This is a genomic window from Allobosea sp. CRIB-10, assembly GCF_900112185.1.
GTDB lineage: Bacteria > Pseudomonadota > Alphaproteobacteria > Rhizobiales > Beijerinckiaceae > Allobosea.
Genome location: NZ_FOKP01000001.1, coordinates 157,790 through 179,404, shown reverse-complemented (window position 1 = coordinate 179,404; position 21,615 = coordinate 157,790). Strand labels below are relative to the sequence as shown.

At 67.2% G+C, this 21,615-nt stretch carries 23 protein-coding genes; 8 read left to right on the top strand and 15 right to left on the bottom strand.

Features of this window, described 5'->3' with window-relative positions; translation table 11 throughout:
• Positions 1 to 14 precede the first annotated feature (14 nt).
• Positions 15 to 929 (top strand): LysR family transcriptional regulator, encoded by a 915-nt coding sequence (locus BMZ69_RS00800; protein ID WP_092153825.1) that lies wholly within the window; start codon positions 15 to 17, stop codon positions 927 to 929.
• Between the two features lie 115 nt (positions 930 to 1,044).
• Entirely contained in the window at positions 1,045 to 1,305 is a 261-nt protein-coding gene (locus BMZ69_RS00795) for a hypothetical protein (RefSeq protein WP_092153822.1), read from the top strand.
• 3 nt (positions 1,306 to 1,308) lie between these two features.
• Here the strand turns inward: BMZ69_RS00795 and BMZ69_RS00790 are convergent, their stop codons facing one another.
• Positions 1,309 to 2,013 carry an alpha/beta fold hydrolase gene (locus BMZ69_RS00790; protein ID WP_092153820.1) on the bottom strand — a complete coding sequence of 235 codons (705 nt, stop codon included), beginning with the start codon at positions 2,011 to 2,013 and terminating at the stop codon, positions 1,309 to 1,311.
• A gap of 165 nt (positions 2,014 to 2,178) precedes the next feature.
• Here BMZ69_RS00790 and BMZ69_RS00785 point away from each other — a divergent pair, with 165 nt between their 5' ends.
• Together BMZ69_RS00785 and BMZ69_RS00780 are read left to right on the top strand one after the other, a co-directional pair.
• Complete coding sequence (locus BMZ69_RS00785; RefSeq protein WP_092153818.1) at positions 2,179 to 3,651, top strand: DEAD/DEAH box helicase; 1,473 nt, start codon at positions 2,179 to 2,181, stop codon at positions 3,649 to 3,651.
• A 99-nt stretch (positions 3,652 to 3,750) separates the two neighbouring features.
• Positions 3,751 to 4,809, top strand: a complete 1,059-nt coding sequence (locus tag BMZ69_RS00780) for a GGDEF domain-containing protein (protein ID WP_092153815.1) — start codon at positions 3,751 to 3,753, stop codon at positions 4,807 to 4,809.
• A gap of 12 nt (positions 4,810 to 4,821) precedes the next feature.
• Here the strand turns inward: BMZ69_RS00780 and BMZ69_RS00775 are convergent, their stop codons facing one another.
• Complete coding sequence (locus BMZ69_RS00775) at positions 4,822 to 5,217, bottom strand: HesB/IscA family protein (protein WP_092153813.1); 396 nt, start codon at positions 5,215 to 5,217, stop codon at positions 4,822 to 4,824.
• Between the two features lie 184 nt (positions 5,218 to 5,401).
• Between BMZ69_RS00775 and BMZ69_RS00770 the strand changes: the two genes are divergently transcribed.
• Positions 5,402 to 6,472 (top strand): malate/lactate/ureidoglycolate dehydrogenase, encoded by a 1,071-nt coding sequence (locus BMZ69_RS00770; RefSeq protein ID WP_175506619.1) that lies wholly within the window; start codon positions 5,402 to 5,404, stop codon positions 6,470 to 6,472.
• 16 nt (positions 6,473 to 6,488) lie between these two features.
• On the opposite strand, the gene BMZ69_RS00765 is transcribed toward BMZ69_RS00770, so the two are convergent.
• On the bottom strand, positions 6,489 to 6,878 hold the full coding sequence (locus BMZ69_RS00765) for a GFA family protein (RefSeq protein WP_092154580.1): 390 nt from the start codon (positions 6,876 to 6,878) through the stop codon (positions 6,489 to 6,491).
• A gap of 55 nt (positions 6,879 to 6,933) precedes the next feature.
• On the bottom strand, positions 6,934 to 8,442 hold the full coding sequence (locus BMZ69_RS00760; protein ID WP_092153809.1) for a winged helix-turn-helix domain-containing tetratricopeptide repeat protein: 1,509 nt from the start codon (positions 8,440 to 8,442) through the stop codon (positions 6,934 to 6,936).
• A gap of 418 nt (positions 8,443 to 8,860) precedes the next feature.
• Here BMZ69_RS00760 and BMZ69_RS00750 point away from each other — a divergent pair, with 418 nt between their 5' ends.
• On the top strand, positions 8,861 to 9,220 hold the full coding sequence (locus BMZ69_RS00750; RefSeq protein WP_092153805.1) for an MmcQ/YjbR family DNA-binding protein: 360 nt from the start codon (positions 8,861 to 8,863) through the stop codon (positions 9,218 to 9,220).
• A gap of 123 nt (positions 9,221 to 9,343) precedes the next feature.
• On the opposite strand, the gene BMZ69_RS00745 is transcribed toward BMZ69_RS00750, so the two are convergent.
• The 4 genes from BMZ69_RS00745 to BMZ69_RS00730 all read right to left on the bottom strand — a co-directional run bounded on the left by BMZ69_RS00745 (position 9,344) and on the right by BMZ69_RS00730 (position 13,134).
• Positions 9,344 to 10,231 (bottom strand): PhzF family phenazine biosynthesis protein, encoded by an 888-nt coding sequence (locus BMZ69_RS00745; protein ID WP_092153803.1) that lies wholly within the window; start codon positions 10,229 to 10,231, stop codon positions 9,344 to 9,346.
• A gap of 99 nt (positions 10,232 to 10,330) precedes the next feature.
• A complete protein-coding gene (gatA, locus tag BMZ69_RS00740) occupies positions 10,331 to 11,812 on the bottom strand; it encodes an Asp-tRNA(Asn)/Glu-tRNA(Gln) amidotransferase subunit GatA (RefSeq protein WP_092154578.1) in 1,482 nt (493 codons plus the stop codon).
• A gap of 60 nt (positions 11,813 to 11,872) precedes the next feature.
• Positions 11,873 to 12,160 (bottom strand): Asp-tRNA(Asn)/Glu-tRNA(Gln) amidotransferase subunit GatC, encoded by a 288-nt coding sequence (gene gatC / locus BMZ69_RS00735; RefSeq protein WP_092153801.1) that lies wholly within the window; start codon positions 12,158 to 12,160, stop codon positions 11,873 to 11,875.
• A 278-nt stretch (positions 12,161 to 12,438) separates the two neighbouring features.
• Positions 12,439 to 13,134 (bottom strand): metal-dependent hydrolase, encoded by a 696-nt coding sequence (locus BMZ69_RS00730; protein ID WP_092153799.1) that lies wholly within the window; start codon positions 13,132 to 13,134, stop codon positions 12,439 to 12,441.
• A gap of 89 nt (positions 13,135 to 13,223) precedes the next feature.
• Here BMZ69_RS00730 and ade point away from each other — a divergent pair, with 89 nt between their 5' ends.
• A complete protein-coding gene (ade, locus tag BMZ69_RS00725; protein WP_092153797.1) occupies positions 13,224 to 14,924 on the top strand; it encodes an adenine deaminase in 1,701 nt (566 codons plus the stop codon).
• Between the two features lie 17 nt (positions 14,925 to 14,941).
• Here the strand turns inward: ade and BMZ69_RS00720 are convergent, their stop codons facing one another.
• The 7 genes from BMZ69_RS00720 to BMZ69_RS00690 form a co-directional block, all read right to left on the bottom strand.
• A complete protein-coding gene (locus BMZ69_RS00720; RefSeq protein ID WP_139218947.1) occupies positions 14,942 to 15,445 on the bottom strand; it encodes a hypothetical protein in 504 nt (167 codons plus the stop codon).
• 58 nt (positions 15,446 to 15,503) lie between these two features.
• On the bottom strand, positions 15,504 to 16,469 hold the full coding sequence (locus BMZ69_RS00715; protein ID WP_092153793.1) for an Ldh family oxidoreductase: 966 nt from the start codon (positions 16,467 to 16,469) through the stop codon (positions 15,504 to 15,506).
• A complete protein-coding gene (locus BMZ69_RS00710) occupies positions 16,466 to 17,395 on the bottom strand; it encodes a hydroxyacid dehydrogenase (protein ID WP_092153791.1) in 930 nt (309 codons plus the stop codon). Before BMZ69_RS00710 ends, BMZ69_RS00715 begins: the two co-directional genes overlap by 4 nt.
• Positions 17,396 to 17,419: 24 nt before the next feature.
• On the bottom strand, positions 17,420 to 18,472 hold the full coding sequence (locus BMZ69_RS00705) for a YeiH family protein (protein ID WP_092153789.1): 1,053 nt from the start codon (positions 18,470 to 18,472) through the stop codon (positions 17,420 to 17,422).
• Positions 18,469 to 19,056, bottom strand: a complete 588-nt coding sequence (locus BMZ69_RS00700) for a GNAT family N-acetyltransferase (protein ID WP_244543148.1) — start codon at positions 19,054 to 19,056, stop codon at positions 18,469 to 18,471. The genes BMZ69_RS00705 and BMZ69_RS00700 overlap by 4 nt, the downstream gene beginning before the upstream one ends.
• A 35-nt stretch (positions 19,057 to 19,091) precedes the next feature.
• Entirely contained in the window at positions 19,092 to 20,243 is a 1,152-nt protein-coding gene (locus tag BMZ69_RS00695; protein ID WP_092154573.1) for a UxaA family hydrolase, read from the bottom strand.
• 220 nt (positions 20,244 to 20,463) lie between these two features.
• The gene (locus BMZ69_RS00690; RefSeq protein WP_092153787.1) at positions 20,464 to 20,751 is read right to left on the bottom strand and encodes a UxaA family hydrolase; all 288 of its coding nucleotides are present in this window, start codon (positions 20,749 to 20,751) and stop codon (positions 20,464 to 20,466) included.
• A gap of 100 nt (positions 20,752 to 20,851) precedes the next feature.
• Between BMZ69_RS00690 and BMZ69_RS00685 the strand changes: the two genes are divergently transcribed.
• The gene (locus tag BMZ69_RS00685; RefSeq protein WP_244543147.1) at positions 20,852 to 21,610 is read left to right on the top strand and encodes a GntR family transcriptional regulator; all 759 of its coding nucleotides are present in this window, start codon (positions 20,852 to 20,854) and stop codon (positions 21,608 to 21,610) included.
• Positions 21,611 to 21,615: the final 5 nt, after the last annotated feature.

The following is a 21,615-nucleotide window of genomic DNA, read 5'->3' as shown; positions in this document are numbered from 1 at the left end:
TGGCCGCTGAGCGCATGGGCGAGCCTCCTGCCTCTCCACCTCGACGCGATGCCCAAACCTCGGGACAGGCCTCGCTCTGGGCCGATCTCGAAATCTTCCACGCCGTCGCCAGCAGCGGCGGCCTCGCTCTGGCGGCGATTGTTCTCAGTTTGAGCGAAACCACCGTCGCGCGACGGCTGAAGGCGTTCGAGGCCCGACTCGGCCTGCCTCTGTTCCAGCGCGGCGCCAATCGGCTGATCCCGACGCAGATCGGCCTTGCGCTCGCCGCCGACGCAGCTGCCGCCGCCGAGGCCGTCGCGCGCTTCGAGGCGCGGGCAAACGCTGCGTGCGTTCGCGATGACGCACCCGTCCGCATCACCGCGACGACCTCGATCAGCCTGTTCCTGACCCAGCATGCCGCCCGTCTCTCGGCTGCCGTGGGCAGCATCGAGATCGTCATCATCAGCACGCGCGAACGGCTCGACCTCGCCCGCGGCGACGCCGAGATCGCAATCCGCATGCGCAAGCCGCCCGCGGAAGCCGGCTATTTCGGCCAGAAGGTCGGCAGGTTGGCGCAGGCCTTCTATGTCCGCCGCGACGTCGACCCGGCGACGGCGCCGGTAATCTCGGTCAGCCGGGACGTCTCGTCGCGGATCGAGCAGCATATCCTCGCCTGGGCGGCCGGCCGGCCGATCGCCGCCCGCGTCGGCGATTCCGCCGCGCGCTATGAGAGCATCCGCTCGTCCGGCGCGGTCTCGATGGCGCCTTGCTTCCTCGCCGATGGCGACGCGACACTGATCCGGCTGGAGCAACCGCCCGAAGCGACCGCCGACGAGATTTTTCTCGTCTCGCATGAGAGCAGCCGGCAACGGGCGGCGGTCCTGGCCACGCTGGAGGCCCTGCGCAAGCTCTTCCGCGAACATCGCGGCCGGCTGGAAGGCCGCACCTGACGATTCGAATTCCATCGATCGCGCTGGGGCCGCGCTAACCAAGTCTTTACATGGGTCGGCGCAGGATTTCCCTGTCGGCGCTCGGCGCCTCTTCTTGAAGATCCGGAGAGCAGCGATGCGCCTCGTCATCGCCTTCCTGCGCAATCAGCGCGGCACCATGGTCGCCGATGTCGCCAAGGCCGGCGCGGCGATCGCCTTCCTCTCCGTCATCGCCGCCAACTTCGTCTCGAGCCAGACGGCGCAACTCGATCGCGACGCGCTGCGCCAGATCGCCCAGGCCGCGACAAAGGGCCAAGCGATCGACCCGCAGGTCACCGGCTCGATCGCCAAGCGCGCCAGCGAAACCAAGCTCGACCCGTGCGTGGCCCCGCGCTGAGGCTCAGCCAAGCCAGTCAAGCAGCGCCGGCGTGACGATCTCGGGTGTCTCCAGCGTCGACAGGTGGCCACAGCCCGGCACTTCCAGATAGCGCGCCTTCGCGCCGATGCCCGCGGCGATCTCGCGCGCTTCGTCCGGCGGGGTGATCGCGTCTTCCGCGCCGACCACGACCAGAGTCGGAACGGAAATCGTCGCGAGGACAGGCCGCGCATCGGACCGGCCCATGATGGCGCGCTGCTGGCGAATGAAGCCCGTGGGGCCGACCGCCTCGGCCATGGCTTTGACTGCGAGCCGTAGCGCCTCGTCTGCGAGACGACCGGGGGCGACGAGCTTCTGCCAGAGCACCGTCACGACATTGTCGAAGGCCCCCTTCTCCGCCAGCGCGATCATCTGCTCGCGCGGCGTGTTCGTCTCGAGCGTCGGCGGCTTTGCGGTGGTGTCGAGCAAAGCGAGCCGCGTCACCCGCTCGGGCGCGCGCCTCATCACCTCGAAGGCGACATAGCCGCCCATCGACAAGCCGCCGAGTGCGAAACGTTCAGGCGCAGCCGCCAGCAGCCGCTCGACCATGGCGGCGATCGTGTCGTCGGCGGCGGTCTCGGCGACCAGAATTTGCCGGCCGGATGCCAAGGCTGGCCATTGTGGAGCATAGAGCGCCGGCGTGCAGTTCAGCCCCGGAATCAGGACCAGAGGCTCCGGAGTCTTCGCCATAACCACACCCATCCTTCAGCAACCTCGCTAGAATGTTGACTTTGCCCTGTTTTTTCTGCATTGCACGGGCGTCCGAAGGCGCGCAACCCAGCAAAGTCGCGCCACCGTTGCGGTTGAACGGTCATCCCGCCACGTGTCCCCGACCCTTGAGAAGCGCAACCATCGATGTCTTTTGCCGAACTCGGCCTGAGCGATAAGGTTCTAACCGCGGTCACCACCGCCGGCTATACGACGCCCACCCCCATCCAGGCCCAGGCCATTCCGCATGTGCTCGCCCGCAAGGACGTGCTCGGCATCGCGCAGACCGGCACCGGCAAGACCGCAGCCTTCACCCTGCCGATGCTGACCATCCTGGAAACCGGCCGCGCCCGGGCCCGGATGCCGCGCACGCTGATCCTCGAGCCGACGCGCGAGCTCGCCGCCCAGGTCGAAGAGAACTTCGTCCGCTATGGCGTCAACCAGAAGCTTTCGGTGGCGCTACTGATCGGCGGCGTCTCCTTCGGCGACCAGGATGCCAAGATCACGCGCGGCGTCGACGTGCTGATCGCCACGCCCGGCCGCCTGCTCGACCATGTCGAGCGCGGCAAGCTGCTGCTCACCGGCGTCGAGCTGCTCGTCATCGACGAGGCCGACCGCATGCTCGACATGGGCTTCATCCCGGACATCGAGCGGATCTGCAAGCTGGTGCCGTTCACGCGCCAGACACTGTTCTTCACTGCGACGATGCCGCCCGAGATCACCAGGATCAGCGAGCAGTTCCTACACAATCCGGTCCGCATCGAGGTCGCCAGGCCGGCAACTGCGGCCGCGACGATCACCCAGCGTCTGGTCGCCTCGCACAGCCAGGACTACGAGAAGCGCGATACGCTGCGCCGGCTGATCAAGGACGCCAAGGACCTGCAGAACGCGATCGTGTTCTGCAACCGCAAGCGCGATGTAGCAACGCTGCACAAGTCCTTGCAGAAGCATGGTTTCCCGGCTGTCGCGCTACATGGCGACATGGATCAGTACGCCCGCATGGCGGCGCTCGATTCCTTCCGCGCCGGCGAGAACCCGATACTGGTCGCCAGCGATGTCGCGGCCCGCGGCCTCGACATCCCGGCCGTCAGCCACGTCTTCAATTTCGACGTGCCGACCCATGCCGAGGACTATGTCCACCGCATCGGCCGCACCGGCCGCGCCGGCCGCGAAGGCGCTTCGTTCACCATCGTCACGCGGCATGACGACAAGCTCCTGGCCGCGATCGAGAAACTGACCGGCCAGAGCATCGAATGGGCCGGGCCGGGCCTCGAGAGCCTGCCGGCAGCCGAGCCGCGCGAGGAACGCCGCGGCCGCCGTGGCGACGACAGAAAGGGCGGCCGGCCACAGCGCGGCGGGCGCGATGGCAAGCCGCCGCGAGGCGAGGCAAGGAGCGAGCACGTCCGGTCCGAAAGCCGGCCCGAGCGGGCCGAAGCGGAGGCCGTGCGCAGCAACGATGCGCCGCGCGCGCCACGCCGCGAAGAGACCGCCGGCAACGGCGCTCCGCGAGGCCCTCGTGGCCGCTCGTCGCGGCGCGACGATCTCGATGACGGCCCGGAGGTCAAGGGCCTCGGCGACCACGTTCCCGCCTTCCTGCTACGCCCGGTCCGCCTCGGCTGAATCTTACGTCCCTGCAACCTTGCATTAACTCCGTCTGCCCTAGGGTCAGGCGCGTAGCGGGCGCGGAAGAATTTCGTGCCCGGCGGGGGACAGGACGTCATGACCAACAGCCGATCGGGCTCGCCGCAGGCTCACGACCTCGCTGAACAGGTCGTCACGGCGATGCGTCAGCATTATTCTCCCGGCTATCCGCGTTCCTTCGAGGTCTGGTACGCTCATCTCAGTGGCGAAGTGCCGGCTCTCAGCATGGCGATGAACGCCGTGATCGCCGCCAGCAATGGCGAGGTCGGCGCCGCCGACATCGACACGCTCTACGAGAAATTCATCAGCACCGACCGCCTCACGCGCCAGGCCGAGCGCACCAGCCTGCAGGTGCTCGCCGAGATCGACAGCATGATGGCGCTGGTCGACCGGGCCCTGAGCTCGAGCGAGCAGTATCACGGCCGGCTCTGCGCCATGTCCGAAGAGGTGCCTCCCTCGGCCGACCGGCAGAAGCTGCGCGAATGGGTCGAGGCCCTGGTCCTGTCGACCCGCGAGGAGGTCGCCCGGAAGACCCAGCTCGAAGGCCAGCTGCGCGAGAGCGCGCACGAGATCCACAATCTGCGAGAGGCGCTGGAATCGACGCGGGCGGAGGCACTGACCGACCCCCTCACCGGCCTCGCCAACCGTCGCCATTTCGAGGAGATGCTGCAGAAGGCGATCGATCAGGCGACGCTGCGGCGCGAGCCCTTCGCGCTGGTCATGGCCGATATCGACTTCTTCAAGAACTTCAACGACATGCACGGCCATCTGACTGGCGATCAGGTGCTGCGCCTGGTCGCCAGGACGATGAAGGACAAGTTCAAGGACAAGGCGATCATCACCCGCTTCGGCGGCGAGGAGTTCGCCATCATCCTGCCGGAAGCCGACGTCGTCGCCGGCAAGTTCGGGGCCGAGACCGTGCGTCAGGCTCTGCTGACCCGGGAGCTGGTCAAGCGCTCGACCAATGAGAGCCTCGGGCGCATCACCATCTCGCTCGGTGTGTCCGTCTACCGGCGCGGCGATACGGCGAGCTCGATCGTCGAGCGGGCCGACAATGCGCTGCTGCAGGCCAAGCGAGACGGGCGCAACCGCACCGTCACCGAGGACGCCGTCCAGGACGCGGCGAAGGTCGCCTGAGCGATCCCGGCTTTACTGGCCCGCCAGCGCAGTTTCCGCGCGCGGTTTGATCTCGACCGATTCGCCGCAGCCGCAGGCCGAGACCTGATTCGGATTGTTGAAGACGAAGGTCGAGGAGAAACGGTCGGTCTTGAAGTCAAGCTCGGTGCCGAGCAGGAACAGCACCGCCTTGGCGTCAACGATCACGGTCGCGTCCTTCTCGGTCACGACCTCGTCGCCCTTGCCGACCACACGCGCGACCTCGAAGGTGTATTCCATGCCGGCGCAGCCGCCCTTCTTGACGCCGACGCGCAGGCCGAGCGCCGGCGAATCCGGATTGTCGCGCACCGACTGCGCCATGATCTCGCGAATGCGCCGAGCGGCGGCGTCGGTCAGCGAGACGACCTTCAGGCCGGGTATCGAAAACATATCCTCGTCCCTCCTCGACCGGATTCAAGGTCCGGTGAAAACAGGATTGCTGACGGCAACATAAGGACTGGTGAGCGCAACGTCGAGATGCACCGGCCGGGACGGCGCCATTTGCTTGCGTCCATTGCATGGAGCGCACGCCCGTGCACTCTGCGCGGATCATTTCAGCATCTGACAGATGGCCATGACATCCTATCGCTTGCACCGGCCCGAGGCGCTCCGTGCCCTCACCCGCGCCATGATAACCGCTGCCGGCTGGAGCGAGGACGAGGCGAAGGAGACGGCCGACCATCTGGTGCTCGCCAATCTCAGCGGCCATGACAGCCATGGCATCGGCATGCTACCGCTCTATTTCAACTCGCTCGCCGACGGCCATCTGACGCCGCAGGCCAAGCTCAGCATTCGCAGCGAGGCCGGTCCCTTCCTGATCGTCGACGGCAATGTCGCGCTCGGCCAACCGGCTGCGCGAGGCGCCGTCGACCGCGCCATCGCGATCGCGCAGACCGGCGGCGTCGCCGTGCTCAACCTGCTCGACTCCCACCATATTGGCCGCATCGGCCATTATTCCGAGGTCGCCGCGGCTGCCGAGCTGATCTCGGTGTTCTGGGTCAATGTCGCCGGACGGCCGCCGATCGTCGCGCCCTTCGCCGCCAAGCAGGCGCGCTTCGGCACCAACCCGATCTCGATCGGCCTGCCCGTGCCCGGCGGCGAGCCGTTGATCCTCGACTTCGCCACCAGCCGCATGGCGCATGGCAAGGCACGCGTCGCGCTCAACAAGGGCGTCACCGTGCCGGAAGGCTACATCATCGATGGCGAGGGCCGCCCGACCGTCGAGCCCCGGCATGTCTTCCTCCAGGAGGGATTGCCGCTCGGCGCGCTGCTGCCCTTCGGCGACCACAAGGGCGCCGGCCTGTCGCTGATCGCCGAACTGCTGTCGGCCGGGCTGATGGGTGCGGCCCGCATCGATCAGAAGCCGCACAAGACCTGGATCATCAACTCGCTGTTCGGCGTGCTGATCGACCCGGCCCGGCTCGAGCCCGATGCCGCCCTGCGACAGCAGCGGATCGAGAGCTACCTCGCCTTCGTACGCGCCGCCGCGCCGCAGGATCCTTCGCAGCCCGTGCTGGCGCCCGGCGACAAGGAACGCAAGATGCGGATCGAGCGCGAGCGCGACGGCATCCCGCTGGACGACGAGACCTGGTCGCAGATCGTCGCCGCGGCGAAGGCCCATGGCGTCGACGCCGAGAGTTTCTAACTTCCGTTAGACCTGACTACTCGCGATCCCGCCTGTGCTGCTCGGCGCCCTTCTGGTGTGCCAGCCAGGGCTCGCGGCGGATGGTCCAGAGTTCATAGGCCGGCAGCAAGGCGCTCGGCGGGCTGTCCAGGCTGCCGAGCTTGATCTCGATCTCGTCGGAGCCTTCCGCCCAGCAGAACAGCGGTGAGCCGCAGGCCGGGCAGAAGCGCTCGCCGCCGGCGCGGCTCGACCAGGATGCAAGTTCTCCAGACAGGATAGCGCTGGCCTTCGGCCAGATGCCGAAATAGGAAAAGGCAGAGCCCGAACCCTTCCGGCAGGTCTCGCAATGACAGATGCCGACGCGGATCGGCTCGCCGTCGAGCTCGTAGCGAACCTGCCCGCAATTGCAGCCGCCTGAAAGTTTCATCGTCGCCTCGCGCACCTGAGCGGCAGATCAACCATGCCCGGTCGCACTGGTTCCGTCACTCCGGCAAGCCAGCCTTGCGGAAACCCTCGACGAAGCGCTCACGCAGCGCATTGTCACGGAACGGCTCCATCGCCGCCCAATGGCGAATACTGAATTCGGGATTGCCGACCAGGAAAAGCTCGGCCTCGGCGCGCCCCTCGTCGAGCTGGCCAAGCTGGGCTAGGCTCGCCGCCAGGAACCGGCGCGAGCTCGTGCGATGGGTCTGATCCCGACGCAGCGCTTCAACAGCAGCCTCGTAGTCGCCAGCCGCATAGAGCGCCTGACCAAGCGACAGATAATACCAGCTCGCCGGAAACGGGTTCAGGCGGAACGCCTTGCGGATGTGCTCCAGGCCTTCCTCAACCCGCCCGGCCAGCACGGTGATGTCGGAGAGCGCTGCCCAAGCATCGGCCTCATTCGGGTCGAGCGCAATCGCTCTGGCGAACTCTGCATCGGCCTCGGCGAAACTGCGCTCATAGGCAAGCAGATACCCTAAGGACCATCGGCAGCCGGCATCGTTGGGGTCCAGCGCCACGGCCTTGCGCGCCAGCTCCAGGGCGGTGCTTCGGGACGCCTCGCTTGGCCCGCCGGAATGCACCCAGCCCATCCAGTGGTTCAAGGCGAGCCAGCGATAGGCCTCAGCATAATCCGGATCGAGCGCGACCGCGCGCGTCAGCAGGATGTGCGCTTCCTGCGCCGCTTGCGGCGTGTCGTCCATCAATCGACGCGCCCGCACGCAGAGATCATAAGCTTCGAGGCTCTTCGGTCGCCGGCGCGGCGACGGGGTACGCAGCCGGCCGAGCAGTGCCTCGACAATTCTGGCCGTGACCTCGTCCTGGACGGCGAAGATGTCATCGAGCTCGCGGTCGAAGCGTTCCGCCCAGAGATGGTCCCCAGTCGTTGCATCAACTAGCTGGGCGTTGACCCGCACACGCCCCGCAGCGTGTCTGACGCTGCCTTCGAGCACATAGCGCACACCGAGCTCTTCGGCGATCTCGCGCGCATCCCTCGCCTTGTTCTTGTAGGTGAAGGCCGAATTACGGGCGATGACGAACAGCTCCGCGGCCCTGGAGAGGTCGGTGATCAAATCCTCAGTCAGTCCGTCGGCGAAGCTTTCCTGCTCGGGATCGTTGCTGACATTGGCGAAGGGCAGCACGGCGATCGACGGATTGGTCGGAAGTGGCAAGGATTTGCGTTTCACCTCGCCGAGTCGCTCGACCGCCCCCGTAAAGCGATAGCCGACACGCGGGATCGTGACGATCCATTCACCGCCCTCGGATGGCGCTCCGAGACGTTTACGCAATTGCGCAATCTGGACGGTGAGATTGGCCTCCTCCACGGCCATCCCCGGCCAGCCGGCGTCGAGCAGTTCGGCCTTGCTCAGGATCTCGCCGGGTCGTGCGGCGAGCGCCGCGAGGAGCTTCAGGCCGCGATAGCTGGCGCTGACGGGGACATCGTTCTCGCGGAGCGTTCCCGCGCCCGGATCGAGCACGAACGGGCCGAAGGCGAAGCGCGATCCCTGCATGGGCTAAATCCATAGCCCGTTTGGAAGTTTTTGGAACTCTTCGGGCGGGCTTAAGGCCCAAGCTGCCCGCATCAGGCAGAACGAAACCTCCCTTCACCCTGAGCGCAGCGCGCCCCGAACCATGGGAGGTTGCCATGCACGATGCTGCTCCCACTCTCGTAAGGTCACCACAAACTGCACCGCGAGGCATCCTGGCAATCTGGCGCGAGCGGATTCGCGTGCGCTGGAAGCTGGCGCAGATGGCGCAGGAGAATCCGCACCTGCTCGAGGATATCGGCCTGACGAAGCAGCAGGTCGAGGCGGAGATCGCCAAGCGCTTTTGGCAGCGCTAGCGGATCGGATCGCCGGCTCCGGACATCAGCTGTCTGCTGTTAGGATACAGGTGATCCGAAGAAGCGACTCGCGACAGCAGGACGACATGACACTCGCCGAATACAACGCGTTCTGCGCCGCCCTGCCAGCGACCAGCCATGTCGTGCAATGGGGCGGTGCCGATGTCTGGAAGGTCGGCGGCAAGGTGTTCGCGCTCGGCCGCGACGATGCCGAGGGCACGCTCTTCGTCTCGTTCAAATGCTCAGCCGTCGCCTATGAGATGCTGCGCGACGCACCCGGCTGTAAGCCCGCGCCCTATCTCGCCTCGCGCGGGATGAAGTGGATCCAGCGCTTCTCCGACGAGGGGCTGCCGGACGACGCCTTCCGCGACTACCTGCGCGAGAGCCACCGGCTGGTCGCCGCGGGGCTGACGCGGAAGGTACGGGCGGAGCTTGGGCTCAGCTGACGGCCGCGTCATTCTCGGGCGGAGCGAAGCGCAGACCCGAGAATCTCGTGACAAGAAGGCGCCATTCAGGGCCTCCTCCGGCCTGGGATGCTCGGGTCAAAGCCCGAGCAGGACGCGCCATTCTTAAACCGTCGCCTCGCCCCTCAGCACCGGCACGCAGCCGCCGCCGACAGTGGCGCGGATCTCGCCATCGGCGCGCCGCGCCGTGACATTCAGCAGGCTCGGCCGGCCCATCTCGACGCCCTGCGCGATTTCGAAAGCGATGCTGTCCTTCTCGGAGAGCGAGAGAGTGAGCGCCGCGAGCGTCGCGCTGGCGCTGCCGGTCGCGGGGTCCTCCCAGGTGCCGGCGAGCGGCGCGAACATGCGGGCGCGAACCCTGTCGCCGTCCCAGGCGTAGAAGAAGATCGACAGGCGGCCTTCCAAGACCGGGTTGGCTGCCGAGAGCCGGCGATAGGCCGCGATGTCCGGCGTCGCCCGCGTCAGCGCCTCCGGCGTGACCTCGGCAAAGAAGAACTTGACCCCGACCGAAGCCTGCTGCGGCAGATGGCGGCCGGTGAGCACGTCCTGCGGGCCGAGCCCGGCGCAGGCTGCGATCGCGTCGGCCGGCAGCTGGAGGCCGAGCGAGAGGGCCTGCGGCGCGGCGATGGTCGCGCCCGTCACCAGTCCTGTGGCACCGCGGGCGACACGGACCTCGACGAGCCCTGCCATTTCCTCGAACAGCAGGATGCCGTCGCGGTCGCGGCCATGGGCGGCGAGCACGCAGGCGGTGCCGACATTGGGATGGCCGGCGAAGGGCATCTCGGCGGTGCGATGGAAGATGCGGACGCGCGCCGTGTTGGCCGGATCGCTCGGCGGCAGCACGAAGGTCGTCTCACTATAGTTCATCTCCGCCGCCAGCGCCTGCATCTCGGCATCCGAGAGGCCGCGCGCATCGGTGAAGACGGCGAGCTGGTTGCCGCCGAAGCGGGTATCGGTGAAAACGTCGACGGTCTCGAACGGATAGGACGGCATGGCGGTCTCCGGCAGCCTGATCAGGCGCGGAGACTGCCACCCGGTGTAGCGTCCGGGAAATCAGGATTCGGAATGCGACCGATCACGCGCCGATGGGTTTCACGCCCACCAGCGCTCGCCAACCGGGAAACGGCCGGCCGCCTCCTCGATGACCTGGCCGAGCGAGAACAGCGTCTCCTCGTCGAAGGGCCGGCCGATCAGCTGCAGGCCGAGCGGCAGGCCCTGGCTGTCGAGCCCCGCCGGCACGGAGATTCCGGGCAGGCCGGCCATGTTGACCGTCACCGTGAAGACGTCGTTGAGATACATCTCGACGGGATCGGACGAGCCCTGCTCGCCGATGCCGAAGGCGGAGGATGGCGTCGCCGGCGTCAGCACCGCGTCGATGCCCTGGTCGTAGACCTGCTCGAAGTCGCGCTTGAGCAGCGTCCGCACCTTCTGGGCGCGCAGGTAATAGGCGTCGTAATAGCCCGAAGACAGCACATAGGTGCCGATCATGATGCGGCGCCTGACCTCGGCGCCGAAGCCGGCGGCACGGGTCTTCTCGTACATCTCGACAATGTCGCGGCCCTGCTCGCGCAGGCCGTAGCGAACGCCGTCATAGCGCGCGAGGTTCGACGAGGCCTCGGCCGGCGCGACGATGTAATAGGCCGGGAGCGCGTATTTGGCATGCGGCAGCGAGATCTCGACGATCTCGGCCCCGGCCGCCTTCAGCCAGTCGATTCCCTGCTGCCAGAGCGCATCGATCTCGGCGTTGAGGCCTTCCAGCCGGTACTCCTTGGGAATACCGATCCGCATGCCCTTGACCGAGCGGCCGACCGAGGCCTCGTAATCCGGCACCGGCCGGTCGACGCATGTGGTGTCCTTCGGGTCGTGCCCGGCCATGGAACGCAGCATCACGGCGCAGTCGCGCACGGTCTTGCCGATCGGCCCGGCCTGGTCGAGCGAGGAGGCATAGGCGATGATGCCCCAGCGCGAGCAGCGGCCATAGGTCGGCTTGATGCCGACCGTGCCGGTGAAGGCGGCCGGCTGGCGGATCGAGCCGCCGGTGTCGGTTGCCGTCGCGGCGAGGCACAGATGCGCGGCGACGGCCGCGGCCGAGCCGCCGGAGGAGCCGCCCGGAACCAGCTTGGCCGAAGACTGTGCACGCCGCCAGGGATTGACCACCGGCCCGAAAGCCGAACTCTCGTTCGACGAGCCCATGGCGAACTCGTCATTGTTGAGCTTGCCGAGCATGACGGCACCGTCGCGCCAGAGCTGCGACGAGACGGTCGATTCATAGGGCGGCACGAAATTGCCGAGGATGCGAGAGCAGGCTGTGGTGCGCACGCCCTTGGTCGCGAACAGGTCCTTGATGCCGAGAGGCAGGCCTTCCAGCGGGCCGGCGTCGCCCTTGGCGAGCTTCTCGTCCGAGGCGGCGGCCTGCTTCAGCGCGTGCTCGGGCGTCTCCAGCACATAGGCGTTCAGCGCCCGCGCCTGCTCGACGGCGGCGATATGGGCCTTGGCGAGCTCGGTGGCGGAGAACTGCTTGGCCTTCAGCCCCTCGCGGGCTTCGGTCAGGGTCAGGCGGGTGAGATCGGTCACGGGAATATCCGAAAACATGAGCGGGCGGGGCGATGGCGATGAGCAGAGCGCCTCAGGCGCTCACTCGATCACCTTCGGCACCATGAAATAATCGTCCTCGGAAGCCGGCGCGTTGGCGACGATCTCGGAAGCGATCTCGCCGTCGTTGACGATGTCCTGGCGCTTCTTCATCACCATCGGCGTGACAGAAGTCATCGGCTCGACGCCGGAGACATCGACCTCGTTGAGCTGCTCGACGAAGCCGAGAATGGCGTTGAGTTCGCCTTGCAGCTTCGGCACATCCGCATCATCGACGGCGATGCGCGAGAGATGCGCGACGCGTTTGACGGTGGCGGCGTCGACCGACATGGGCGGGCTCCTGAAACTTCGCAGCACTGGCGAACGTGATGTGTTGCACGGGCTATACGGCGCGCGAGCCCGGCCCGCAACACGCGTCAAGCCACGCGCGGGATCCCCTCTCCTGGAAGGAGAGGGGTAGGGGTGAGGTGTTCGGGAGAGAAATCGTGAGCCTGAACTCGACCGCGCGGTGAGCGCTCGCGGCGATGGTCGAACAGTCTACACCTCACCCTGCCCTCTCCTTCCAGGAGAGGGTTCCCCGCGCCCTGCTGCCCGGCCTTCGCGCTCCTTCAGACCGTCACCGCCTTGCCCTTCTCCGGCACCAGCGCCTCGACGCCGCTGCCCTTCAGCCCCTCGACGAAGACCGCCGCATCCTGGGCGATGATCGGGAAGGAGCCGTAATGGCAGGGGATGGCGAGCTTCGGCTTGACGAAGCGGGTCATCGCCAGCGCCGCCGTCCTGGCGCCCATGGTGAAGCGGTCGCCGATCGGGCAGATGCAGGCCTCGACGCCATGGATCTCGGCGAGCAGGGCCATGTCCGAGAAGATGTCGGTGTCGCCCATGTGCCAGAGCGTCTTCTCGCCGGGCGCCTTGATGATCGCGCCATTGGCGTTGCCGACCGGGACGCTCACCCCCGCCTCGCCCATGCCGGCCGAATGATCGGCGCGGACCAGCGTCACCGAGAAGGCGCCGAGATCGACGCTGCCGCCGGTGTTCATCGGCTGGAATGTCTTCAGCCCCTTCGAGGCAAGGTGCATGCACAGGTCGTAATTGGTGATCACGGTGGCGTCGTTCGCCGCGGCGATGGCGAGCGTGTCGCCGACATGGTCGCCATGGCCATGCGTCACGACGATATGGCTGACCCCCTTGCCGGCGGCGGCATCGCCCTCGAAAGCGGGATTGCCGGTGAAGAAAGGATCGATCAGGACCGAGGCGCCGGGCAGGTCGAGCCGAAACGCCGAATGGCCGAACCAGGTGAGCTGCATGATGGTCTCCGCGAAAGGCGACTGGACAGCGCCTGTCTAGGCCGGCGAGATGGCGTAGCCAAGCCGGCCCGAACCCGGAGCACTGTCCCATGACCGATGCAGCCACCCTCGCCCGCCGGATCGCGCAAGGACGCGGCGATGAGCCGGCCGATCTCGTCATCCGTGGCGCGCAGCTATTCGATCTCGTCTCGGGCGAGCTGGTCCAGACCGACATCGCGCTCTGCGGCGACACGATCGTCGGCACCTATGGTCGCTATGACGGCAAGGCGAGCTTCGATGCGAGCGGCCTGATCGCCGTGCCCGGCTTCATCGATACGCATCTGCATGTCGAATCCTCGCTGGTGACGCCGCTCGAATTCGAGCGCTGCGTGCTGCCCCACGGCGTCACCACCGCGATCTGCGATCCGCACGAGATCTCCAACGTGCTCGGCGCCGAGGGTATCCGCTATTTCCTCGAATGTGCCGAAGCGATGCGCATGGACCTGCGCGTCCAGCTGTCGAGCTGCGTGCCGGCAACGCATCTGGAGACGGCGGGCGCGGCGCTGGAGGCGGCCGACCTCACGCCGTTCATGGACCATCCCAAGGTGATCGGGCTCGCCGAGTTCATGAATTTCCCGGGCGTGCTGCATCGCGATCCCGGCTGCCTCGCCAAGCTGGAAGCGTTCTCGCACCGGCATATCGATGGGCATGCGCCGCTGGTGCGCGGCCTCGACCTCAACGGCTATCTCTCCGCCGGCATCCGCACCGACCACGAAACCACAACGGCCGAGGAGGCCCGCGAAAAGCTCGCCAAGGGCATGGCGATCCTGATCCGCGAGGGCTCGGTCTCGAAGGACCTGCATGCGCTGATCCCGCTGATCAGCCGCGACGCCTCGCCCTTCCTCGCCTTCTGCACCGATGACCGCAACCCGCTCGACATCGCCGAGGAAGGCCATCTCGACTACATGATCCGCACCGCGATCGCCCATGGCGCCGACATCCTCGCGACCTATCGGACGGCAAGCCTTTCGGCGGCGCGGAATTTCGGCCTGTTCGACCGCGGCTTCATCGGCCCCGGCAAACGCGCCGACATCGTCCTGGTCGATGATCTCGCCGCCTGCCGTGTCCAACGAGTGTTCGCTGGCGGCAGGCTGGTCGAGGACGCGCTGTTCGCCGGCCGGAAGCCGGTAGCGCCGGCCGGCCTCGCCAGCGTCCGTAGCCGCAAGCTCGCGCCCGAGGATTTCGCGGTGAAGGCGCGCGAAGGCGAGACACCGGTGATCGGCGTCGTGCCGGGCCGCATCATCACTGAGCGGCTTTCGATGCACCTGCCGGCACGCGATGGCCTCGCCTTGCCCGATCTCGACCAGGATGCCGTGAGAGTCACGGTGATCGAGCGTCATGGCCGCAATGGCGGCATCGCTTCAGGCTTCGTCCATGGCTTCGGCATGACGCACGGCGCCATCGCCTCCTCGGTCGGCCATGACAGCCATAATCTCTGCGTCGTCGGCGTCGACGAAGCCTCGATGGCGGCGGCCACCAACCGGCTGATCGAGACCGGCGGTGGCTTCGCCGTGGCCGATGGCGGGAAGGTCACGGCCGAGCTGGCGCTGCCCGTCGCCGGGCTGATGAGCGACCAGCCTTTCGAGACGGTACGGCATGGGCTGGAAGGCCTGCGCGCGGCGGCAAAGGCGCTCGGCGTCGTCTTGGCCGAGCCCTTCCTGCAGGTCGCCTTCCTGACCCTGCCGGTGATCCCGCATCTCAAGATCACTGACAAAGGCCTTGTCGATGTTGATCGATTCGACTTTGTCTGACGAAGGTGGGCGCAGCCTCAATCGCGCGCGAAAAGTTCCGCGCAACGCGAGAAGGACAACCCCATGCCGTCCGAATCGCGGCTGATGCGGATCGACTCGATGATGCCCTGCTGATCGGCCACGATCTGGGCCTCGCAGACATAATTGAACTGCCGTGGCGGCTGATAGGTCGTGGTCGTCGTCGTGGTGCGCCGGCCGTCCAGCGTCTGCGTCGGCACTGTACGGGTCTGGAAACTGCCGGGGCGCACCGAGGTCGCCTCTCCTCCACGCCAGGTGTAGATTTGACCGCCGTTGTCGCGCGGGAAACCGGCGACCGGCGGACCGTTCTGGACGAAGAAGGAATCGGCGCTCCGGCCGATCCATTCACTCTTGAGCGTCTGTGCCGCCTTCTCCGTCGTCTGGCACCCTGCCAGCGCTGCTGCCATGGCCCCAGCAAGCAAAGTCGTCTTCATATCGTCCCCGAACGGTTCGCCCGACCCGATGCCGCCGCGTGGACGATGTTTTACTGTCGACACCTTCAAGCTTCGCGTCACGGTTTCCTAAAATCGACCGCAGGCGATTAACCAGCCGCAGCAAACGTCAGAGCGCGACCTCGATCCCCTCCGCCCGGGCTTTGGCCCGCAGGCCATAGCGCCGCATGCCGGGCAGACGCGTGCCGGGCTGCTCCTCGATCGCATGCGTCAGCATCCGCATGCGCTCGGCGAACCAGTTGCCACCCATGCCCGCGGGATCGATGGCGAGGATGAGCTGGCCGGTATCGGGCGGGCCGCCCTTGTCGTCGAGGAAGGACGAGGCCTGGAAGGCAAAATGGGTGCCGACCAGCGCCGCCGCGAGGATCTCGACCATCATGGCGAGCGTCGCGCCCTTGGCGTCGCCGAGCGGCACCATCGTGCCGGCGATCGCCGCCGCCGGGTCGGTGGTCGGCTTGCCCTGGGCGTCGAGCGCCCAGCCCTCGGGGATAGCCTCGCCCTTCTGTCTGGCGGCGACGATCGGCCCGCGCGCCACCTTGGACAGCGCCATGTCGATCACCAAGGGCTCGCGGCCGGCCAGCGGCGCGGCGAAGGCGATCGGGTTGGTGCCGAAGACCGGCTTGGCGCCGCCCCAGGGCGCCATCGCGCCGGGCGTGTTGGCGAAGAGCAGTGCGACGAGGCCCTGCTCGGCCAGCCGCTCGACATGAAGGCCCGCGGCGCCGCAATGGTTCGAGCGCCGGATCGGGGCTGCAGCGATGCCCTGCTTGCGGGCGATTTCGGGCAGTTCGATCACGGCAAGATCGATCGCCGGATAGGCGAAACCATGGGCAGCGTCGATCGCCAACACGCCAGGCTTGGGCTGGCGCGCGATCGGGACGGCCTGGCCGTCGATCTTGCCGGAGCGCAGCATGGAGATGTAGGTCGGCACGCGCGAGAGGCCGTGGCCCTTGAGCCCGTCCGCCTCGGCCATGACCAGCGCCAGCGCGACCGAAGCGGCGTTGGCGGGCGAGGCCCCGGCCTCGATTAAGAGGTCCGCGACCTTCTGCTCGGCCGCTTCCAGCGAGAGCTTGGTCATGCCCTGCCCTCCAGCGCCGCCATCACCCGCTCGGCGACGAGGCCCGAGACGCGCCCGTTCGATTCGACCGTATTGCCGGCGATGTGAGGGGTCAGGATCAGATTGGGCGTGCCGGCGAAGAGTTTCGCGCCATCGGCCTTGAGCGGCTCCTGCTCGAAGACGTCGAGCGCGGCGCCGCCGAGGCACCCGCCTTTCAGCGCCGCGACCAGCGCCGCCTCGTCCATGATGCCGCCGCGCGCCGCGTTGATCAGGATGGCGTCGGGCTTCATCTTCGCAAAGGCCGCCTCGCCGATCAGCCCGCGCGTCTCAGGCGTCAGCGGCAGGTGGATGGAGATCACGTCGGAGGTCGCGAGCAGCGCGTCGAGCTCGAGCTTCTCGATGCCCTGCCAAGCGTCGCCGGCGGGAACATAGGGGTCGTAGGCGGCGACGGTCATGCCGAGCGCCCTGGCATGGCGCGCCGCATCGCGGGCGATCGCGCCGAAACCGACGAGGCCCATGCGCTTGCCGGCGATCTCGCGGCCGATCAGCTTGGTCTTCGGGAATTCGCCGGCGATCATGGCGGAATTGGCGAAATAGGCGCCGCGCAGTAGCGTCATCGCCGTGCCGATCACATATTCGACCACCGACAGGCTGTTGGCACCGGTCGCCGGGAAGACCTGGATGGCGCGGGCCGAGCAGGCCTCCATGTCGATATTGTCGAGCCCGACGCCGAGCCGGCCGACGACCTTGAGGTTCTTCGCGCCGGCCAGCAGCGCGCCGCGAACCTGCGTCTGGTTGCGCACGATCAATGCCGGGATGTCGGCGACCAGCGTCGCGAGCTCGTCCGGCTTGCCGAAGAGCTCGGGGTCATGGTGCACACTGTAGCGCGCCTTCAGCGTCGCCACCGCCGCCTCGTCCATGAATTCGGTGATGACGATATCGGTCATGGCTGTTTCCACTGTGAGTTTCGCTCAGCCGAGCAGGATGATCCCACCCGTGGCGACGACGAGGATGACGAGGCTGGTGCCGGTGACGACGGCGAGATGGCGCCAGCCGAGCCGGGCCATCGCCGCGATCGAGGTGCCGAGGCCGAGCGCCGCGATCGCGATCAGCAGGCCCCAGCGCGAGACTTCGAGCAGGATGTCGCGGATCGGCAGATAGACCCCGGCAACGCCCGCCTGCGTGCTCAGCACGCTGTTGAGCACGCACATGATCAGGAAGACGAAGGCGAAAACCGGGACGGGCACCTTGGCGTCGACATGGCTTTCGCCATGGCGGGTCAGCCACCAGCCCACGATCAGCACCGCGGGCAGCAGCAGGAAGACGCGGAAGAGCTTGACGATGACGGCCGCGTTCGCCGCCTCGTCCGAGACGGCCTGGCCGGCACCGACGACCTGCGCGACGTCGTGGATCGTTGCGCCGAGCATCACGCCGGTCTGCTGCTGCGAGAGGCCGAGCCAAACGCAGAGCAGCGGATAGGCTAGCATCGCGATCGTCGCGAGCACGTTCATCGCGATCACGGTGAAGGCGGTGTCAGCGGCCTTGTCGCGATAATCCGGCACCACTGTCGCGGTAGCGAGCGCGGCCGAGGCGCCGCAGACGGCGGTGGCGACGCCACCGAGGGCGCCTACTCCAGGCTCGCGGCCAAGCAGGCGCGCCAACGCGAAGCCGGCGACGACGGTCGCCACCATCGAGACAATGACGAGCACAGCCGTGCCCAGGCCGAGCGCAATGATGTCGCCGAGCGCGACGCGCAGGCCTAGCAGCGCGATCGCCCAGCGCAGCAGCTTCTTGACGCAGAAGGTCATGCCCGGGAGGAAGAGCTTTGTGTTTGCGACCGGATGCAACGCCATGCCGATCACCAGCGCGATCACCACCGCCGGGATGCCGACGCGTCCGCCGGCGAGCTGCTTCAGCACGGGCTCGGCCAGGACGGAGGCGATCGCCACCACCGTCGAGAGGGCGAAGCCCGGCAGGAGCGGGCCGAGGCCTTTCGCCAGGCGCGGGACGGCTGCTTCGGTCATGATTGCAAATCGATCCGGTACATCAGTCGCTCCCCGGGTCCGTAGAACGGAGCGACGAAACTCTCGACGAAACGCCCGCCATTCTTCTCGATGACCCGCCGCGAGGCTGCGTTCCCGGCATCGCAGGTGATCTTGACGAACGGCAGGCCGATGGAGCGAGCTTCGGCCAGCACCGCCGCCAAAGCGGCGCTGGCGTAGCCGTTTCCGGCATGGTCCGGCAGGATGGTGTAGCCGACATGGCCGAGCACATGCGGCGGCAGTTCGGTGACCGGCTTGCCAGCCTCGTCTTCCTGCCAGCGCAGGTTGATGCTGCCGACAAACTGACTCTCCGGCCCACGAGCCGCGATGATCCAGCGGATGATGCCCGGCAGGCGATCGACCTCGCTGCCGTCATGCAGGCGAATCTTGCCGCCGCGCCCGTTGAGACCGAACAGGAAGGCATCCGGATCAGCCGCGATCGCGGCGAGCTGCTCCGGCGCGACATCGCGCATCGTGTTCGGCGACCAGCCCGCCTCCAGGGCACGGACATAGGCGGGCAAGACTGCCCGCCCCGGCTCATGCAATGAAACGATGCTGTCCGACACGTCTTTCGCCTCGTCGCGCCCGGAGACGCAGGTGCTCAGGCGCTGCGGTATAGCTTGGTCATCGAGAACTCGCGATGGCCCAGCGCCTCGGCTGCCGTGAGGCGGCCATTCGCCGTGCGCACGATGTTCTCGATCAGCGCGTCGCCGGCCTGCGGAATGGTGAGGTCGCGACGCAGGATGCCGGAGACGTCGACGTCGATGTGCTCGGGCATGGTCCGCATCGTCTTCGGGTTGCCGGTGATCTTGATGACCGGGACGATCGGGTTGCCGATGACGTTGCCCTGCCCGGTCGGGAAGGTGTGCACGACGTAGCCGCCGGCAGCCATCAGGGTCACGCATTCGGCGGCAGCCGACGAGGTGTCCATGTAGTAAAGGCCGGGCCCCTTCTCGGGCGCCTGCGCCGGCTCGAGAATGTCAATGAACTTGCACTCGCGGCCGATCTTCTCGAGGTTGCCGAGCGCCTTCTCTTCGATCGTGGTCAGGCCGCCGGCGATGTTGCCCTTGGTCGGCTGCGAATCGGAGAGGTCGTCGGTCTTGTGAGCCTCGATGACGTCGTCCTGATAGGCCTTCCACATCTTGTACCAGCGCTCGCCGACCTCCGGCGTCGCGGCGCGCGCCTTGCAGAGATGCTCGGCCCCGGTGATCTCGGATGTCTCGCCGAAGACGCCATAGACGCCGCGCGGGATCCATTTGTCATACATGTTGCCGACGGTTGGGCAGGAGGACAGGCCGGTGGTGGTGTCCGACTCACCGCATTTGGTCGAGACCCAGAGCTCCTCGATTCCGCACTTCACGCGCTGCAGCTCGGTCGCCCACTGCACGAACTCCTTGGCGACATAGGAGGCCTTGGCGATGGTGGCGATGTCGCCATGGCCCTCGATGCCGAAGCCGACCACCGGCTTGCCGGTCTTGGCGATGCCGTCGACGACGCGCTTGGTCCAGCCGTCCTCGATGCCGATGACCACGACGGCGGCGACGTTCGGGTTCGAGCCGGTGCCGATCAGGGTGCGGAAATGGACCTCGAGATCCTCGCCGAACTGCAGGCGGCCATAGGCGTGCGGGATCGCCAGCGTGCCCTTGATGTTGTTGGCGACGGCCTCGCAGGCGGCGTTGGAGAGATCGTCGAGCGGCAGCAGCAGCACGTGGTTGCGCACGCCGACGCGGCCGTTCTCGCGGCGCCAGCCCATGAAGGAATCGAGGCTGCGGCCGGTCGGGCGCTTGACGAAGGGCGTCTTGAACTCGGGCGCGTCGATCTTGCGGCCCTTCACCCGGGCGAGCTTGCCTTTGACGAGGTCGAAATTGGCGACGATGGAGGACATTGGCGGTTTCCTGGACGGTTGAGGGCTCGACCCTGAAGGGAGCCCTAAGATCGGAACGAACGAAGGCCGGCGCTCACCGGCCTGGCGATCACCAGCGCTTGGTCTTGACGTTGTGGACGTGCAGATGCTCGCCCTTGCCGATGTCGGCGATCGCCTTGCCGATGTCCTGGCCGTATTTCCAGATCGTATCGCCCTTCTTGATGTCCTTGAGCGCGACCTTGTGGCCGATCGGGATGTCCATCTTGGCGGCCAGGCGGAAATCGGAATTGTCGTGCGTGACGACGCCGAGCATGTCGGTTCCGGCCTTGAGGCCCTCGACGACGACGACGCCGACCGTGTCCTTCTTCTCATGCACCAGCAGATGCGGCTTGCTCATGGCGAACTCCCCTGAACCGATTTCGTGACCTGCACGCCGACCCATTTGCGAAATCGGGCTCGACGTGGCTGCGCCCAAGTCTTATATAAGACATATGAGTGTGCACAAGCTCGAAATCGCAGGGCAGCCGCGCGAGCCCGACACGCCGGAGACGCTGGGCTTCCGCCCGCTTTACCGACAGGTGAAGGCGATCTTCGTGCGCCGGCTGATGGACGGCGTCTGGGCGCCGGGCGCGGCGCTGCCGAGCGAAGGCCAGCTCGCCGCCGAGATCGGCGTCAGCCAGGGCACGGTGCGCAAGGCGCTCGACGAGCTCGCGGCCGAGAATCTCGTCGTGCGGCGCCAGGGCCGTGGCACCTTCGTCGCCGAGCATGACGAGCGCCGCATCCTGTTCCAGTTCTTCAAGCTGGCGCCGGACCAAGGCTCGCCGCGCTTCCCCGACAGCGTCGTCCTCTCGGTGACGACCGCCCTGGCCAGCGAGGCCGAGCGCGCGGCACTGGATCTCGCGGAGGATGCCGCCGTCATCCGCATCCGCCGGCAGCGCGCCTTCGACGGCGCGCCGCTGATCGTCGAGACGCTCAGCCTGCCGCAGCAGCTTTTTCCCGGGCTGGAGAACGGGCCGATCCCGAACAATCTCTACAGCCTCTATGCCGGGCACTACGGCATCACCATCGCCAATGCGCGCGAGCGGCTGAAGGCGGTGGCGCTCGGCGCCGAGGACGCCGCGGCGCTTGGCGTTCCGGCCGGCGAGCCGGCCCTGCAGATCGACCGCACCGCCCTGTCGCTCGACGGCACGCCCGTCGAGCACAGGCTCAGCCTGTGCCTGACCCAGGAGGTTCACTACCTGTCGGACCTACGCTGAGCCGC